The organism is Saccharopolyspora tripterygii (genome assembly GCF_054778355.1).
In genome coordinates, this window is sequence record NZ_BAAGZP010000015.1 from 86497 (window position 1) to 102325 (window position 15829).

The 15829-nt window shown below is 69.6% G+C and carries 15 protein-coding genes and 1 riboswitch; of the genes, 8 read left to right on the top strand and 7 right to left on the bottom strand.

Going from position 1 to position 15829, the window contains the following annotated elements; all coding sequences use genetic code 11:
• Positions 1-18: 18 nt before the first annotated feature.
• Positions 19-2046: a hypothetical protein gene (locus tag ACYVF3_RS12320; protein WP_461154363.1), complete on the top strand. Its 2028-nt coding sequence runs from the start codon at positions 19-21 to the stop codon at positions 2044-2046.
• Positions 2047-2057: 11 nt separating this feature from the next.
• Here the strand turns inward: ACYVF3_RS12320 and ACYVF3_RS12325 are convergent, their stop codons facing one another.
• Both ACYVF3_RS12325 and ACYVF3_RS12330 read right to left on the bottom strand, forming a co-directional pair.
• Positions 2058-2477: an STAS domain-containing protein gene (locus tag ACYVF3_RS12325; RefSeq protein ID WP_461154364.1), complete on the bottom strand. Its 420-nt coding sequence runs from the start codon at positions 2475-2477 to the stop codon at positions 2058-2060.
• 237 nt (positions 2478-2714) lie between these two features.
• Positions 2715-3917 carry a PP2C family protein-serine/threonine phosphatase gene (locus ACYVF3_RS12330; protein WP_461154365.1) on the bottom strand — a complete coding sequence of 401 codons (1203 nt, stop codon included), beginning with the start codon at positions 3915-3917 and terminating at the stop codon, positions 2715-2717.
• Positions 3918-4038: 121 nt separating this feature from the next.
• Between ACYVF3_RS12330 and ACYVF3_RS12335 the strand changes: the two genes are divergently transcribed.
• The 4 genes from ACYVF3_RS12335 to ACYVF3_RS12350 all read left to right on the top strand — a co-directional run bounded on the left by ACYVF3_RS12335 (position 4039) and on the right by ACYVF3_RS12350 (position 6235).
• Positions 4039-4509 carry a MarR family transcriptional regulator gene (locus ACYVF3_RS12335; RefSeq protein ID WP_461154366.1) on the top strand — a complete coding sequence of 157 codons (471 nt, stop codon included), beginning with the start codon at positions 4039-4041 and terminating at the stop codon, positions 4507-4509.
• 147 nt (positions 4510-4656) lie between these two features.
• Positions 4657-4971 (top strand): hypothetical protein, encoded by a 315-nt coding sequence (locus tag ACYVF3_RS12340; RefSeq protein WP_461154367.1) that lies wholly within the window; start codon positions 4657-4659, stop codon positions 4969-4971.
• A gap of 247 nt (positions 4972-5218) precedes the next feature.
• On the top strand, positions 5219-5638 hold the full coding sequence (locus tag ACYVF3_RS12345) for an FHA domain-containing protein (protein WP_461154368.1): 420 nt from the start codon (positions 5219-5221) through the stop codon (positions 5636-5638).
• Between the two features lie 171 nt (positions 5639-5809).
• Entirely contained in the window at positions 5810-6235 is a 426-nt protein-coding gene (locus ACYVF3_RS12350; RefSeq protein WP_461154369.1) for an SPW repeat protein, read from the top strand.
• A 106-nt stretch (positions 6236-6341) separates the two neighbouring features.
• Here ACYVF3_RS12350 and metE read toward each other — a convergent pair whose 3' ends face one another.
• The 4 genes from metE to ACYVF3_RS12370 all read right to left on the bottom strand — a co-directional run bounded on the left by metE (position 6342) and on the right by ACYVF3_RS12370 (position 11832).
• Entirely contained in the window at positions 6342-8630 is a 2289-nt protein-coding gene (gene metE / locus ACYVF3_RS12355) for a 5-methyltetrahydropteroyltriglutamate--homocysteine S-methyltransferase (RefSeq protein WP_461154370.1), read from the bottom strand.
• A gap of 143 nt (positions 8631-8773) precedes the next feature.
• A riboswitch (cobalamin riboswitch) is annotated at positions 8774-9028 on the bottom strand.
• 224 nt (positions 9029-9252) lie between these two features.
• The gene (locus ACYVF3_RS12360; RefSeq protein ID WP_461154371.1) at positions 9253-10542 is read right to left on the bottom strand and encodes an ArsB/NhaD family transporter; all 1290 of its coding nucleotides are present in this window, start codon (positions 10540-10542) and stop codon (positions 9253-9255) included.
• Positions 10543-10639: 97 nt separating this feature from the next.
• Positions 10640-10795, bottom strand: coding sequence for a hypothetical protein (locus tag ACYVF3_RS12365; RefSeq protein ID WP_461154372.1), 156 nt, complete (start codon positions 10793-10795; stop codon positions 10640-10642).
• A 413-nt stretch (positions 10796-11208) separates the two neighbouring features.
• Positions 11209-11832, bottom strand: coding sequence for a TMEM175 family protein (locus tag ACYVF3_RS12370; protein ID WP_461154373.1), 624 nt, complete (start codon positions 11830-11832; stop codon positions 11209-11211).
• 157 nt (positions 11833-11989) lie between these two features.
• Between ACYVF3_RS12370 and ACYVF3_RS12375 the strand changes: the two genes are divergently transcribed.
• The gene (locus ACYVF3_RS12375; RefSeq protein WP_461154374.1) at positions 11990-13228 is read left to right on the top strand and encodes a DUF418 domain-containing protein; all 1239 of its coding nucleotides are present in this window, start codon (positions 11990-11992) and stop codon (positions 13226-13228) included.
• Between the two features lie 132 nt (positions 13229-13360).
• Here ACYVF3_RS12375 and ACYVF3_RS12380 read toward each other — a convergent pair whose 3' ends face one another.
• Positions 13361-13750: an oxygenase MpaB family protein gene (locus ACYVF3_RS12380; RefSeq protein WP_461154375.1), complete on the bottom strand. Its 390-nt coding sequence runs from the start codon at positions 13748-13750 to the stop codon at positions 13361-13363.
• 157 nt (positions 13751-13907) lie between these two features.
• On the opposite strand from ACYVF3_RS12380, the gene ACYVF3_RS12385 reads away from it, so the two are divergent.
• Positions 13908-14795 carry a universal stress protein gene (locus ACYVF3_RS12385; protein ID WP_461154376.1) on the top strand — a complete coding sequence of 296 codons (888 nt, stop codon included), beginning with the start codon at positions 13908-13910 and terminating at the stop codon, positions 14793-14795.
• Positions 14796-14925: 130 nt separating this feature from the next.
• Complete coding sequence (locus ACYVF3_RS12390; RefSeq protein WP_461154377.1) at positions 14926-15756, top strand: alpha/beta fold hydrolase; 831 nt, start codon at positions 14926-14928, stop codon at positions 15754-15756.
• The last annotated feature ends 73 nt before the right edge of the window (positions 15757-15829 follow it).

Below are 15829 nucleotides of genomic sequence, written 5' to 3' on the forward strand. Positions count from 1 at the left end.
CCTACCAGAGGGAAGCCCTTGAAACCGACCGCGGACGCAACGAGCCAGGCCACGACGCTCGACAAGCGCGTGGCCTCGCTCGACGGCGCGATCCAGGCCATGGCCGAGACCCCCGATTTCGGCAAGCACGCGAAGGTGCGGCGGGTCCTGGAGTCCTTGCGGCGGGTGCTGCTGCAGAACGGCGGCGCCGCCGCCGTGCAGGCCCGCGCGCAGGCGCTGGAAGAAGCCGGCCTGTTCCTGGGAACCGACTGGGCCTCCCCGGAGATCCTCATCCCGTCGCTGGTGGGCCCCGGCCTGCGCAGCAGGGACGTGGACACGGTCGTGATGGAAGCGGTCAGCGAGCTGCGCATGCTCGCCGTGTCCAGGGGTGAGTTCGCGCACCCGACGATCTCCGCCGAGGACGCGGGCCACTTCCTGTCCCAGGTCATGGCGATGAACCTGGAGCTGCTGTTCACCGCGCCCAGCGAGGCGGAGCGAATCAAGCAGGGCCGGATCGCGCACCTGATCAGGGACCTGTTCCGGCACCTCGCCGAGGTCGTCGGCTACGAAACGGTCCTGGACAAGCTGGTGGACGAGATCTGGCGGATCCTGCGCCAGCGGCCCATCCAGGTCGACCAGGTGCAGGCGCTGATCACCCGGATCGCCGTCTACCGGGGCGACCCGGAGATCGACCTGGGCGCCTCGTCCGGGCAGGGCATCGACCGGCTCATCAGCAGCCTGTTCGGGACCACCGAGGTGTGCCGCGACGACCCGGGCGTGGAGGTCTTCCGCTCTCGGCTGGAGGCGATGGACACCGGCGGTCTGCAGTACGAGGCCAGCGGCTTCGCCCGCGCGATGCACGACACCGGATTGGTGTCGCCGTACCACGCCGAGCTGCTGCGCTTCGTGCTCAACGAGAGTGACTACCTGGTGGGCGAGGCGCTCGGGCTCTCCGACACCGGGCGGAACTGCCTGATGCGCTTCAGCCACCTGGTGCACGAGCTGATCGAGACCGCCGTGCACCCGCAGACCGCGCAGTGCGTCTACGGCCTGGCGCTGCTGCTCGACCGCGGCATCCTCTACGAACCGCCGGTGGTGCCCGCGCTGTGGCGCCAGCTCGCGCTGGAGCTGTCCTCGGCCGCTCGGGAACGCCTGACCCTGGCCTTCGGCGACCAGCCCTCGCCCGAGGCGAGGCTCACCGCCGGGGTCCTGTCGATGCTGGGCCAGCCGCTCGGCGTCGGGCAGGGCGACAACCCGACCTGCCAATCGGCCCGGGCGCTGTCGATGTGGGCCTACAACGACCCCGACTACCTCCTGCAGATGGTGGTGTGGGCCGCCCGCGACGACGAGGTCATCATGCACTTCGAGGGCCAGCCGATCTCCTCGAAGGAGCTGGCGGCCGGTGTCGCCACCGCGATGCCGGTGGACCTCGACCCGGTCTCGCTGCTGGTCGTGCCCCACCTGGACCGGATCTACGCGGAGATGGGCCGCCGCTGCGCCGACCGGCCCGGCGACCCGCACCGGTGGGTCAACCCGGAGTTCCACGGCTGGTGGGCCTCGCGCGGATTCCGGATCAACGTCGACGTGGCGACCGGCAACCTCATCGACCTCGACGCGTTCCTGCGGGAGTTCCACGCCAGCTACCACCCGTCCTACAACGGCGGCCGGCCGCTGATCCACCCGCAGCCCGCGGGCGTGGCGGTCACCGACAGCGCGGCCCGCTACATCGGGTGGCACGCGATCACGATCCTGCGGGTCGCGGCCGATCCGCAGGAGGTCACGCGGGTCTACTTCTTCAACCCCAACAACGACAGCGGCCAGGACTGGGGCGACGGCGTCGTGGTGTCCACCGCGGGCAACGGCGAGCGCTTCGGCGAGGCCTCGCTCCCGTTCGGCCAGTTCGCGTCCCGGCTCTACATCTTCCACCTCGACCCGCTGGAGCGGATGGAGCCGGAGAAGGTGCCCGCCGAGGACGTCGAGCGGATCATGGGCTTCATCGAGCGCAGCTGGGGCGCCGAGCGGCTGCCTGCGGGGAGCTTGCAGGCCTCGAAGGACCCGCAGAGCTGACCCGCCGCGGCTCAGCCGTGGTCGGCGCGCAGCGCCTCGCCCAGGGTGGCGTGGCATTCCAGCAGCACGTGAAGCCCGGAGGCGCGCAGCGCTTCCTGCACGGCCAGGTCGTCGACCACGACGCGCAGGGCTCCGCCTCGCGCCTGGACGAGCATGTGCGCGTAGGTGAGCAGCTGCAGGTCCGGGACGTCGAGCAGCCGCATCTTCGTGAGATCCACGATGACCGAGCGCGCCGTTGACGTCGGTTGCGGCCAGAGCATGGTTTCGAGCTGGGCGACCGTCTCCTGATCGACCGGAGCGGTCACGGCGACGACGATCGCGGCCGGGTTCGGGAACGACACCTGCACGCTGGGCGCGGGTGCCTTGACCACGGGCTCGGCCGAGGGCGCCTCGTCGACGAGGGAACCGGGAACCCGGGATTCGACGGTCATCCTGTCTTCCTTCCGCGCACCGCCGGAGTCCGGCGCGATCCGCCGCCACCGCCTCGGTGCCTCGCGCACCACCGCACGCCGAGTGCTCGCCCTGATCGAGTTGAACCAACCAATTCTAGCGAGCGCTTGCCCGAGGGCAAGTGGTTTCCCGTGACCGGTTCGCGTTTCCGGGCTCCACGCGGGCGGAGCGGCGGAGAGCGCGTTGATTGTCGTGCGGCAACGAATCCGCCTCCGCGCTCAGAGCACGATCCAGTCCCGACCGAGCGCGACCGGGCGCACGCCGGTGTCAGGGCCGATCCAGTCCACGCACACCGCCACGGCGTCGTCGTCCAGCTCGCTGTCCTGCAGGAAGGCTCGGAGGTCGCTGAGCAGGGAGCGCACCGCCTCGGCCGGGGGCAGTCGGAGGCTGCTGCGCAGCGCTCGGCGCAGCGAGCTGGTGCTGTAGTCGCGGTCGGCGAGCACCGCGTTGTAGATCCCGTCGGTGAGCACGAACAGCCGCTCGCCGGGTTCGAGCTGGAGGCGCTGCACCTCGTACTCGGTACCGTCTGCCATGCCCAGCGGGAGCTGGGCGTCGAGGTCGACCTGCTCGGCGGAGTCGGCGCGCACCCGCCACAGGCGGGGAGAACCCGCGTCGATGATGCTGAGCTCGCCGGAGGTCAGGTCCAGCTGCATCAGCAACGTGGAGACGTGCTGCGCGCCCGCGTGCTGGGCCCAGATCGCCTGATCGGCGAGGGCCGCTTGGGTGGCGAGGGTGCCCCCGCTGCGACGAGCGTTGCGCAGCGCGGTGATCCCCAAGGTCGTCAGCATGGCTGCGGTGGTGCTCTCGCCCATCCCGTTGGTGACCGCGACCGTCAGCGAGTCGAGGTCCTGAGCCCAGTCGAAGTTGTCACCCCGCACCGCGTAGGCAGGTTCGAGCTGACCCGCGAGCCGGTAGGCGGCGTGATCCACCGAACGCACCGGCAGCAGCTGCCACTGCATCTCGGCCGCGAGCGTCAGCCGCTGCGGCCGGCGAGCCCGTCGGTACCGGTCGGTGGCCACTTCCGCGAGCGTGATCGCGTGCGCCACGAGATCGGCCGCGGCGGCCAGCTCCTCGCGCGTGGTCTCGTCGGGGGACTCCGGTAACCGCAGCCACAGGACCCCCAGCCGGTCGCCTCGCACGGTCATCGGCAGGTGCAGCGCGACCTCGTCCTCGATCGGCTGCTGGAGGCACACCTGGTCGCAGAACGCGCGCCCTTCCAGCGTCGCCACCAGCGGGACGCCCGGTCCTTCGGGTTCGAGCACGGGTTCCAGGACCGCGAGTCGCAGGTCGACCAGGTAGATCTCGAGCCCTGCCACCCCGAAGTGCTCTCCCAGCGCGATCATCAACGTCTCCGGCAACTCGTGAGCCGGGACGTCGCGCAGGGTGCGATCGAGGGAATCCAGACGCGTGGGGACGGTCACCAATTTCTCCGGCTTCACCAGGGCCCGCTCAAAGCTGCGGGCGGGCATGGGTCGTGACATGACACAATACGCCCGGAGCCGCACGTGCCCGGACCCGAGACATCCGGCGAGGAGGGCCTTCTTGGCGCACAAACTCGATTCCCTGTCCTCCGAAGCCCTGGACGAGCTCGAAGCCGGCGTCGGCGTGCTCATGGTCGTCTGGGGGCGCAGCGCCGAACGCATCAAGCCGCAGGTCTCGCCCTCGCAGCTCCGGGCGCTGGTGGTGGTGGACCGGCACGGCTCCATCAACCTCATGAGCCTCGCCGACGAGCTGGGATCGATCCCGTCGGTGACCAGCAGGCTCTGCGACCGGCTTCAAGCCGCGGGCCTGCTCAGCCGCGTCGCCGGCGCCGACGACCGGCGCGAGGTGATGCTCCAGCTGTCGAAGGACGGCAGGCGTCTGCTGCGGCAGTTCCAGCGGGAGCGCAAGGCCGACCTCAAGCAGGTGCTGGACGCGATGACGCCCCGGACTCGCAACGCGCTGCTCACCGGCTTGAGCGCGTTCCACGCGGCAGCGACCGAGATGGGCCTGCCCGACGAGGAATTCGCCTGATCCCCACCTGAACCGGTCGAGGTGCTCGGCGCGTGCGTTGGTTGCCGCAGGGCAACGAAACCGGACGCGAGAGGCCGGTGACCAGCGCGGCCGTTCGAAGATCAAAGCCGGCAAAGAACCTGCTGTGCAACGGTTCCGTCGCGAAGCGTGACAAGCGATGTCGGCGCGCACTACGGTGGCTCCCACTCTGGCGGCGCGCGCCCGACCGGCTATCTGATCTGGAGAAACGACATGGCACGCAAGCGAATTCGGTTCTGGATACGTGGTCTTCTGCTCGTCGTGGTCCTGTTCGTGGTCGCGGTGGTGGTCACCGCGATCGTGATTGCGAACGATCCGGCCAACGCCGCCGGCGGGATCAACGGGTTCCTCTCCAGCATCGACGACGGCGCCAAGGCTGTGCTCCGCGCTCCGATCGCTTTCTTCGGCGCCTTGCTGACCTTCGTGGAGCGCATCGGTTCCTGACCGGCAGGAGGACTTGAGGGGCACCGGGGGCGCGGTTGGGCACGTGAATCGCGTCCCCGGTGCCGCGGCATCTCGGGAGAAGTCCACTCGCGCTCGGCGAGGTGTTGCGGAACACAGCTGCGCTGGGTCGAAAGGCCTGCCCGGAGGGTGACCGCCGCGCTGCATCCTGGTGTTGGTTCTCGGGGAGCGGGAGCTATCGGGGACGGGGTCGGCGTCGGCCGGGCCTGCGAGTGCGAGGGGAGCATCGATGGGGCAGATCGCGGAGGTCGTCGGGGCATCGGGCCCTGCGACGCTGGAGGACGTGGTGTCGGCGGAGGAGCGTGCCGCGACCCAGCCGTTGACGAGACTGGTCCCGCCCCAGCGCGGGCCCGCGGACGGCGGCATGCGGCTGGTGGTGAGCCGAGGGCCGGACACGGGGGCGGAGTTCGCGATCTCGGCGCCGCTGACGGTGATCGGCAGGCACCGGGACAGCGATGTCGTGGTCGACGACGTGACGGCCTCCCGGCATCACGCGGAGCTCGAGGTGATCGACGGCCGGTGCGTGCTGTTCGACGGCGGTTCGCTGAACGGCACCTACGTCAACCGGCGGCCGGTGACGTGCGTGGAGCTCACCGACGGCGACGAGATCTGGATCGGCACCGCGCGGTTCCTCTTCCACGCGGCGTGACGACGTCGCGCGGAGCTCGACTCGGGGCGCGGGTTCCCCAGCGGATCCCGCGCCAGAACTCTGCGTCCGAAAGGCGTTGTCGCAGAGGAAAATAGCCCCAATTCGGGGATGCTTTCGCGCTCGGTGAAGCGGATACTGGCGGATGTCACGTTCTATTGTGGAGGTGGAGTGATGTCGAGCAGCACACCGATCGCTGGGCATCCGGATCTCACCGAGATGCGCACGCGGTACGAGCGGGCTTCGGAAACCCCGACCGCTCAGGTGGCGGACGGCCTCGTAGTGCTCGGAGGCCTGTTCGTCGCGTTGTCGCCGTGGATCACGGGATTCGCCGCCACGACACCGTCGCTGGCGCTGAACAACCTGATCATCGGCCTGGCCGCCGCGGTCCTAGGGCTGTCGTTCGCGGCGGCCTACCACCGCACCCACGGCATCGCCTGGACCTGCCCGGTGTTGGGGGTCTGGACGATCCTGGCCGTCTTCGTGATGAGCGGAACCGCCATGACGACCTCGACGGTCCTGTGCAACATCATCGGCGGAGCGGTGCTGGTGCTGGCAGGCGCAGCGACCATGGCTTCAGCGATGTCCTCCTCTCGATGATCCCGGAGGTTCGCTGAACCACCGCGGGGTCGTGATCGGGGGAGGGGCAGGGCCACGGGGGTGCCGGCAGTGGCGTTGGAGACGGCACCTCCCGTGACCCTGGTGATCAGCTCAGCGTCGGACGCACCGCCGCGGTCGCGCTGATCACGTTCTTGAGGGCCGTGTTGACCTCGGCGTAGCCCCTGGTCTTGAGGCCGCAGTCGGGGTTGACCCACAAGCGCTGCGCGGGAACGGATTCCAGCGCAGCGCGCAGCAGCGAGGTCACCTCGTCGGTCTCCGGCACGCGTGGCGAGTGGATGTCGTAGACACCGGGACCGACGCCCTTGGCGAACCCGACCGCGTTGAGGTCCGAGAGCACCTCCATGCGGGAGCGCGCGGCCTCGATGCTGGTGACGTCGGCCTCCAGGGCCACGATCGCGTTGATCACGTCGCCGAACTCCGAGTAGCACAGGTGGGTGTGGATCTGGGTGGTGTCGGTGACCCCGGAGGTGGCCAGCCGGAACGATTCCACCGCCCAGTCGAGGTAGTGCTTCTGCTGCGCGGCGCGCAGCGGCAGGAGCTCGCGCAGGGCCGGTTCATCGACCTGGACCACGCGGATACCGGCCGCTTCGAGGTCGTGCACCTCGTCGCGGATGGCCAGCGCCACCTGCTTGGCGGTGTCGGCCAGCGGCTGGTCATCGCGGACGAACGACCACGCGAGGATGGTGACCGGGCCGGTGAGCATGCCCTTGACGGGCTTGTCGGTCAGCTTCTGCGCGTAGGTCGCCCACTCGACGGTCATCGGGTTCGGGCGGGAGACGTCGCCGAAGAGGATCGGCGGGCGCACGCACCGCGACCCGTAGGACTGCACCCAGCCCTTGTGCGTGCTGACGAATCCGTCCATGAGCTCGGAGAAGTACTGGACCATGTCGTTGCGCTCGGGCTCACCGTGCACGAGGACGTCCAGGCCGAGCTCTTCCTGCAGCTCGATGACCCGCTGGATCTCGTCGCGCATGCGCTGCTTGTAGGTGGCGGCGTCGATCGTGCCGTTGCGCAGCGCAGCGCGAGCCTTGCGGACGTCGGTCGTCTGGGGGAACGAACCGATGGTCGTCGTCGGCAGCGGGGGCAGCTGCAGCGCCTCCTCCTGGGCCTTCTGCCGCTGCGCGTAGTCATTGCGGCGGGAGTCCGCGGGCCGAAGCGCGCGCAGCCGGGTCTGGACCTCGGCGTTGCGGACGCGGTCGGCGGCGGCCCGGTCGGCGACCACCGCGGCGGCCTCGGCGAGCGCGTCGGCGACGACCTCGCGGCCCTCGCGCAGCGCGCGGCCCAGCACGACGACCTCCTGGACCTTCTGCGCGGCGAAGGCCAGCCAGGACTTCACCTGAGGGTCGATCTGGGTTTCGGCTTCGACGTCGTAGGGGACGTGCAGCAGCGAGCACGAGGTGCCGATCGCGACCTCGTCGGCCACGCCGAGCAGGGTCGCGCCGGTGGTCAACGCCTGGTCGAGATCGGTCCGCCAGATGTTGCGGCCGTCGACGAGGCCGGCGACCAGCGACTTGGTCCGCAGGCCCGTGAGCGCGGGCAACTTGTCCACAGCGGAGGGACTGGTGACGAGGTCGAGGCCGAGCGCCTCGACCGGCGCGTCGGCGAGCACGTCGAGCGCGTCACCGAGATCGCCGAAGTACCCGGCGACGAGCAACGCGGGGCGGTCCGAGAGCTCGCCCAGCCGGCGGTAGGCCTCGCGCAGCGCGTCGAGCTCGGCCTGCGTGCGGTCGGCGGCGAAGGCGGGCTCGTCGAGCTGTACCCACTCGGCACCGGCCTGCTTGAGCTCCGACAGCAGCGCGGCGTAAGCGGGCAGCAGCTCGTCGAGCTTGTCCAGCGGTGCGAACGAGTCGGGGGCGCCTTCAGCGGGCTTGGACAGCAGGAGGAAGGTCAGCGGCCCGACCAGCACCGGCCGGGTGGTGACGCCCTGCTCGGCTGCCTCGCGGAACTGCTCCACCGGCGTCCGGTCGGTCAACGAGAACCGTTCCTGCGGGCTGATCTCCGGGACCAGGTAGTGGTAGTTGGTGTCGAACCACTTCGTCATCTCCAGCGGTGGGGTGGAGTCCACACCGCGGGCCATCGCGAAGTAGGTGTCGAGCGGGTTCAGCCCCAGTTCGGCGTACCGGGACGGCACGGCGCCGAAGGTGACCGCGGTGTCGAGCACCTGGTCGTAGTAGGAGAACGTGTTGCCCGGCACCGAGTCCAGGCCCGCGTCGGCGAGGAAGCGCCAGGAGTCGGCGCGGATCTTGCCCGCGACGGCGCGCAAGTCCTCCTCGCTGCTGCGCCCGGCCCAGTAGCTCTCCAACGCGCGTTTGAGTTCACGGTCCGGCCCGATCCGGGGGTAGCCGAGTACGGTAGATCCGATCTTGGTGGTCAACGCCCTCTCCTCGCGAGCTCGACATCAGAGGCTCCGAGGTCGCCGTGGAGGCGTGCGGGCGGACACGGGCAGCCGCTTTCGGGCAGCACCGCTTTCCGTTCGTCCGCCAGGTCCTCCCTCGAGACCTCGGATCAGCGCGCGCCGCGGCGCGCGCACCGGTGGCAGGTCTTCGGACTCGCGGGCGCTTCCCGGCCTGGCCGGGCGTTCCTAGTGGCCGTCGCTTCCCGGGCCTCTCGGCCCAGTGCTTGTCTTCGGTCGTGCGACCGGTGACGGCTGTCGTTCCCGCTCACCGCTGCGGGGCAGTCCCGGGTTCGCACCGGGTTCCCTCTTGCCTCGTCCGTCCCTGCGCACGACCTCGGTCGCACCGGGGCGGACGAACCACCAGCACTCACCAGGTTAGTGCCGAAACTTCCTTTGGCAAGCAGTTCCACGATGTGCGCGCCCGGTGCGGACGAGTTGCCGGCGCCCAGCACCGCCCGTGAGGTCGCGGTTCTCCAGATGCACACGCGCTGATGAGACTCCGGTCACAGGGAACCCGCGGGCCGTCGCGCACGGGATCCGGCCGGGTTCATCACCCTCCACAACGGACGGTGAAAGAGCTTGGTGGAGGGGCCGGGTCGGGCTACATCGCGAAGTAGCGGAGCCAGACGTAGAGGGTGGACAGCGCGATGGTCACCGCGGTGACGACCATGCCGTACTTGGTGAACTGCCAGAAGCTGATCGGGTACCCGTTGCGGGAGGCCCAGCCGATCGCCACGACGTTGGCGCTCGCGCCGATCGCGGTGGCGTTGCCGCCGAGGTCGGCGCCGAGGGCCAGCGACCACCACAGCGCCTGGCTGATCTCCGGGTCCGGAACCGTGGCCACGAGCTCCTCGACGATCGGGATCGTGGTCGCCACGAAGGGGATCGTGTCGATCATGCCGCCGATCACCGCCGACCCGATCAGCAGGCCGACCGCGGCGAGGAAGTAGTTGTCGCCGACGAGATCGATCGCGGCGCGCCCGAGCGTGTCGATCACCCCGACGTCGACGAGCCCGCCGACCATGACGAACAGCCCCATGAAGAACACCAGGGTCGACCAGTCGACCTCCTCGAGGAACTGCGGCGCCGTGGTCTGCGAGACCAGCACCATCAGCCCGGCGCCGAGCAGGCCCACGAAGGCCGGGTCGATGCCGATCGGCCCGTGCAGGACGAAGGCGACGACGACCGCGCCGACGACGATCAAGCAGCGCCGCAGGAGCCGGTGGTCGTGGATGGCGTCGCTGCCGTCGAGCTCCATGATCTCGGCCATGTGCTCGTCGGCGTCCAGGAACGCCTTGCGGAACAGCACCCGGCACATGCCGATGAAGACCGCGAGCAGGATGACGGTGATCGGTGCGAGGTTGTAGAGGAAATCGGTGAAGGTGAGTCCCGCCCGGCTGCCGATCATGATGTTGGGCGGATCGCCGATCAGGGTCGCGGTGCCGCCGATGTTGGCCGCGAGCACCTCGGCGATCAAGAAGGGGACGACGGGCAGCCGGAGCCGCTGGCAGACGGCGAGGGTGACCGGCGCGATCAGGAGCATGACCGTGACGCTGTCGAGGAACGCCGAGACCAGCGCGGTCAGCAGGACGAGGATGATCATCAGGCGGAACGATTTCCCGCGGCTCTGCTGGGCGGCCCAGATGGCGAGGTATTCGAAGACGCCCGTGTGCTTGAGCACGCTGACGGTGATCATCATTCCGAGCAGGAGGAAGATGACGTTCCAGTCGATCCCGGTCTTCTCGTCGAAGAAGGCGGAATGGGCGTCGACGGCGCCGATGAGAACCATCACCGCAACGCCGCCGAGCGCCGCGGAGACGCGGTGAACGCGTTCGGTGGCGATCAACCCGAATGCGATCAGGAATGTGCTGATGGTCAGTGCGATTACCACGGCCGGGTCGCTTTCGGGGAGGCTCCGCGGGGGAGCGGTCGGTCGTGGTCGGTGGTCTCTGCGTCGTGCCGGTCGATGGTCACCACCGTCTCTCGATTCACGGTTCGCGGGTGCGTTCCCCTTCCGCAGCCGGTTCTCCCGCGCGCTGGAACCGGTGCGCGGCGGTGAACGAGAGGATCAATCCACCTGCGATCATCAAGGCCTGTCCGAGGGCGAGACCGGCGACGACGGCGATGAGCGCTGTGGTGAGCACCAACCAGTCGAAGCCTCGTGAGATCCCATCGGCAGGGGCGTGCGGATCTTCGTCTCGGCGCTGGAGCGGCCCCTCGGTCGTTTCCGAGGATTGTAGCGGTAGATGACGGCTCCTTCCGTGGAACCATGTTTTCCGCTGAACGTCCTCGTGAATGGGATCGGCGTGCGCAGGACAAGTTTTTGGGGCGATGATCTCGTGTTCGAGTCGGGATCGGCATCGGGGTGAACACCCATTTTCTCAGCGTGATCTCCGCTTTTCGTGAAACGGATACGGCGGAAGTCGGATGTGAGATGTGGTCGGTTTGGATTCCCATTCCGGCTGCTTGGAATCGCGGTCAGCTCGGGCGAACGCCGTTGCTGAACCGAGCATCGTTCGGATGAATCGTGGCCCTGGGTGCCGCGGTGCGCCGGCGATCACCGGGGCCCGCGCTCGTCGCGGCTCCGGCGCCTCTCGGCGCGTCCGATCACGGCCTGGGCCGGGATCAGCAGGAGCCAGCAGGCGGGTGCCCACCTGGGGTTCAGCAGCGCGACCGGCATGGAGACGACGAAGATCGCGACCGTGACCGCTGAGGGAGCGAACGCGGACGTGGCCGACATGCCGCTGCGCAGGTTCCCGGAACGGTGGGCGAGCACCACAATGATCAGCTCCAGCGCGGCGACGGCCGAGACGTTCGCCGCGTAGCCGATCACCGCGACCGGCTCGTGCCCGTAATCGGCGAGCAGCGAGGAGGGGAACGGCAGCAGCGCCACGAACCCCAGCAGGACCACGTTCACGGCGGGAACCGGCGGCGTGATCCGCCGGATGTCGCGGAACAGTTCGCGGTGGCCCAGCCACAACAGGCCGATGACGAGGAACGCGATCGCGTAGGCGGTCATGGCGGGGGCCAGGTCGCGCAGCGCTTCGCGCAGGCCGCTGTCCGGCAGGCCTTCCGGCACGCGGAGGTCGAGCGCCAGCAGGGTGGCCGCGATCGCGAACACCCCGTCGGACAGAGCGAGCACTCGCCCGTCCTGATCCGAGATGTCGTCCTCGACGGCCACACCAAGAGAGTGGCCCACATCCCACGAACGAGCACAGTGATCTCGGCGTGGCCCGGAAGCCGCTGCTGTCGGTTCGGAGAACGCCGGGACGGGGCTTGATCATGCCGTGACGGCATCGTTTCTGATGTGGGAGTCCACCTCCGAGAGGAACCCGAGAATGCCCGTCGAGACCCAGTCCGCTCCTGCGATCGGGGTGCCCGCATCACCGACCCCGGTGTCCGAGCGCGCGCTCGCCCCGGATCTCGCCCGGGGCGTGATGCTGCTGCTCATCGCCCTCGCGCACGCCCCGTGGTTCGCCTACACCGCCGACATCGGCGTGACGCTGATGCACCCGGGGCAGGGCGGCGTCGCTGACCGGATCGCCCAGGCGGTCACGATCATCGCGGTCGACGCCAGGGCCTGGACGATGTTCGGGTTCCTGTTCGCGTACGGGATCGGCCAGCTCTACGCCCGCCGCACGGCAGGCGGCAGTTCGACCCGCGACGCGCGGCGGCTGCTGCGCACCCGGCACTGGTGGTTGCTCGGGTTCGGGCTGGTGCACGCCGCACTGCTGTGGCAGGGCGACATCCTCGCCACCTACGGACTCCTCGGGCTCCTGCTCGTCCCGCTGTTCCTGCGGCGCAGCGACCGCGTGCTCAAGGTCTGGGTCGGGGTCCTGCTCGGCGTCGGCGCGGTGTTCTCCGTCGGATCGGCAACGCTCGCGCAACTCGTTCCAGCGGCCGGTGGCGGCTCCAACCTGCAGCAGATGACCATCGCCGAACCGAACTACCTGGTCGCGATCCCGATGCGGCTGCTGACCTGGAGCACGGGCCTGGTGTCGGGGTTGGCGACGCTCGTCCTTCCTGCCGCGTTCCTGCTCGGGCTGCTCGCCGCCCGGCACCGCGTGCTCGAAGGGCCCGCGCGTCACCTGCCGCTGCTGCGCGGCACCGCCTTCGGCGGCCTCGCGGTCGGTTGGAGCTTCGGGCTGGTGCAGGCGCTCGTGCACTTCGGCGTGATCGAGCTGCCCAACCCGATGGCCTTCGGCACGGTGCACCTGTTCACCGGGATCTTCTGCGGCATCGGGTACGCGGCCCTGTTCGGACTCCTGGCCCACCGCATCGCCGGTCGCGGCGAGCCACCGCTCTTGGCGCGCGCCCTGGTCGCTCTGGGCCGCCGGTCGCTGAGCGGATACCTGACCCAGTCCCTGCTGTTCGTGCCGCTGCTCTCGGCGTGGGGCTTCGGGCTGGGCGCGCACCTGACGAGCTGGTCTGCGATGGCCGTGGGCTTCGCGGCGTGGCTGCTGACGCTCGTGGTCGCCCACGCCCTCGACCGCAGGGGCATCAGAGGTCCGGCCGAAACGCTGCTCCGGCGCCTCACATACCGTCCCGGACGTCACCGGGCAACGGCTGTCGAGTAATGAAACACGTCCTGGCCGAAGCGAAAAAGACTGGGCCGCAGAGGGATCAGAGGCAGCAGGTCTGGAACACCGAGCGGGGAAAGGGGCGTCAGCCTCGACCGGGAGTGGCGTCGTGCTCGGGTGCGGGCGCGGTCATGACCCAGCCTTCCGGTGCACGCGTCGCACGGTGTTCACGGCGTCCTGCGCGTCGGTGGCGGTGCCGAAGGTCGTCACGGCGAGGAAGGTGCTCGTGCGCTGCAACCGCCCCCACGGATCGCCCCGGTAGCCGGAGTGCGCGGCCACCGCGGCCATCGCCAGCGGGTGCAGCGACTGCAGCAGCAGCGCCCGCAACCCGCCGACGAACATCGCGGCGTCGGCGTGCACCGCCCGGATGGGCCGGTCCTCGGCGAACCAGCGCGGCCCCGGGAGGTCGTGGATCCGAGTCCGCTTCTCCGGGCCGTCGGCACCGGCCACGCGTGCGAACAGCGCGGCGCCCCAACGCTGCCGCAGCAACGTCAGCGCACCCTGCGGGCTCTCCGACATCAGAGCGCCAGTATGGGCCTGACGCGGGCTCAGGTCCACGGCGCCAAGCGGGTGACGCGGCCGTGCCCGGTTGACCTCCGGCCCGCGCGGGTATGACGAGAGGCGATGCGGACGCGGGCACGCGGTTCCGCCGGGGTTCGATCGTCAGGAGGTTCGCATGGCCGAGGAAGCTCGTTCAGCGGTGCTCGCGGGTTTCGACGGCTCGGAGGCGTCTCGTGAAGCGGTCCGGTGGGCCGCGCGCGAGGCCTCCAGCCGGGGTTCGCCGCTGTTGCTCGTGCACGTGCTGGCACGTCCTTTCCAGCACTCCATCCAGATGCGCATCCCCGACCAGGAGCACGTCATGGACAAGCTCCGGGAAGCGGTGCGCCAGGAACTCGATTCCCTCGAAGAGGAGTGCAGGACGAGCGCTCCCGGTCTCGAGGTGCGCAAGAGCATCCCGGTCGGCGACGCGGCGCAGTTCCTGGTCGAGCTCGCCGGCGAAGCGGATCTGGTGGTGCTGGGCGGACCGCTGGTGGGAGCCAGCACGGATCGCCTGGGCGTCACCGCCGCCGAGGTCATCGCGCGCCGGGCCGCCGCTCCCGTCGTGGTGGTGCGCGGGGACACCAGCGCCTCCGCGGACGCGCCGGTGGTCGTCGGCGTCGACGGGTCCGACGTGAGCACCCGGGCGATCGGGTTCGCCCACGAGACGGCCTCCCGGCAAGGCCGTCCCCTGGTGGGCGTGCACTCGTGGAGCGAGTCGGCGTTCAACCCGTTCGACGTCGTGGACGAGTGGGACGCCGACCGGAGCGAGTTCCGGGAGAAGGCGAGCGAGGTGCTGGCGGAGTCGATGGCCGGATACCGCGAGCAGTACCCGGACCTGCCGGTGCGGCACGTGGTCGGCCCGGACCGGCCCGCGCAGCTGCTGCTCGGCGAGTCGGACCGCGCGAGCCTGCTGGTGGTGGGCAGTCACGGCAGGGGAGCGGTGCGCCGCACCTTCCTGGGCTCGGTCAGCCACGCCGTTCTGCACCAGGCGAACTGCCCGGTGGCCGTGCTGCCCGCGGAGTGAGCCGTCCCGCGGCGCGAGGTGACTTAATGCCCTGGGGAGTTCGCGGCAGCGTCTGGAGCATCGGGCGGTGTTGAACTCATCCCGGCGCGGGTGGTCTCCACCGCGCCAGCGTCGAACCTGGGAGGGCTGCATGGGCACCATCACCACCGCGGACGGGACCGAGATCTACTACAAGGACTGGGGATCGGGACAGCCGATGGTCTTCAGCCACGGCTGGCCCCTGTCGGCCGATGACTGGGACGCCCAGATGTTGTTCTTCCTGCAGCGCGGGTACCGGGTGATCGCACATGACCGGCGTGGACACGGTCGTTCGAGCCAGACCGGCGAGGGCCACGACATGGACCACTACGCCGACGATCTCGCGGAGGTGTTGAACCACCTGGGGATCACGGGTGCGGTGCACGTGGGCCATTCGACCGGCGGTGGGGAGGTCGTGCGGTACCTGGGGCGTCACGGTGAAGCGCGGTCGTCCAAAGCCGTTCTCATCAACGCGGTTCCGCCGCTGATGGTCCGGACGGACGCCAACCCCGGTGGGCTTGCCCACGAGGTCTTCGACGGGCTCCAGGCGCAACTCGCGGCCAATCGCTCGCAGTTCTACCGCGACCTGCCGTCCGGGCCCTTCTACGGGTTCAACCGGCCCGGCGCCGAACCATCCGAAGCGCTCATCCAGAACTGGTGGCGTCAGGGCATGATGGGTGGCGCCAAGGCGCACTACGACGGGATCGTCGCCTTCTCGCAGACCGATTTCACCGACGACCTGACGAAGATCACGGTGCCGGTGCTGGTGATGCACAGCGAAGACGACCAGATCGTGCCCTACGAGGACGCGGGCCCGCTGTCGGCGAAGCTGTTGCAGAACGCGACGCTCAACACCTACCAGGGCCTCCCGCACGGCATGCCCACCACGCACGCGGAGAGGATCAACGCCGACCTGCTGGAGTTCCTGAACGAGAACTTATGAGGCCGCGCTGCCCAGCGGTCCTCCGCCGACCGCTCGTCCGCGAGGACGGGCGCTCGACGAATGCACGCCTGCA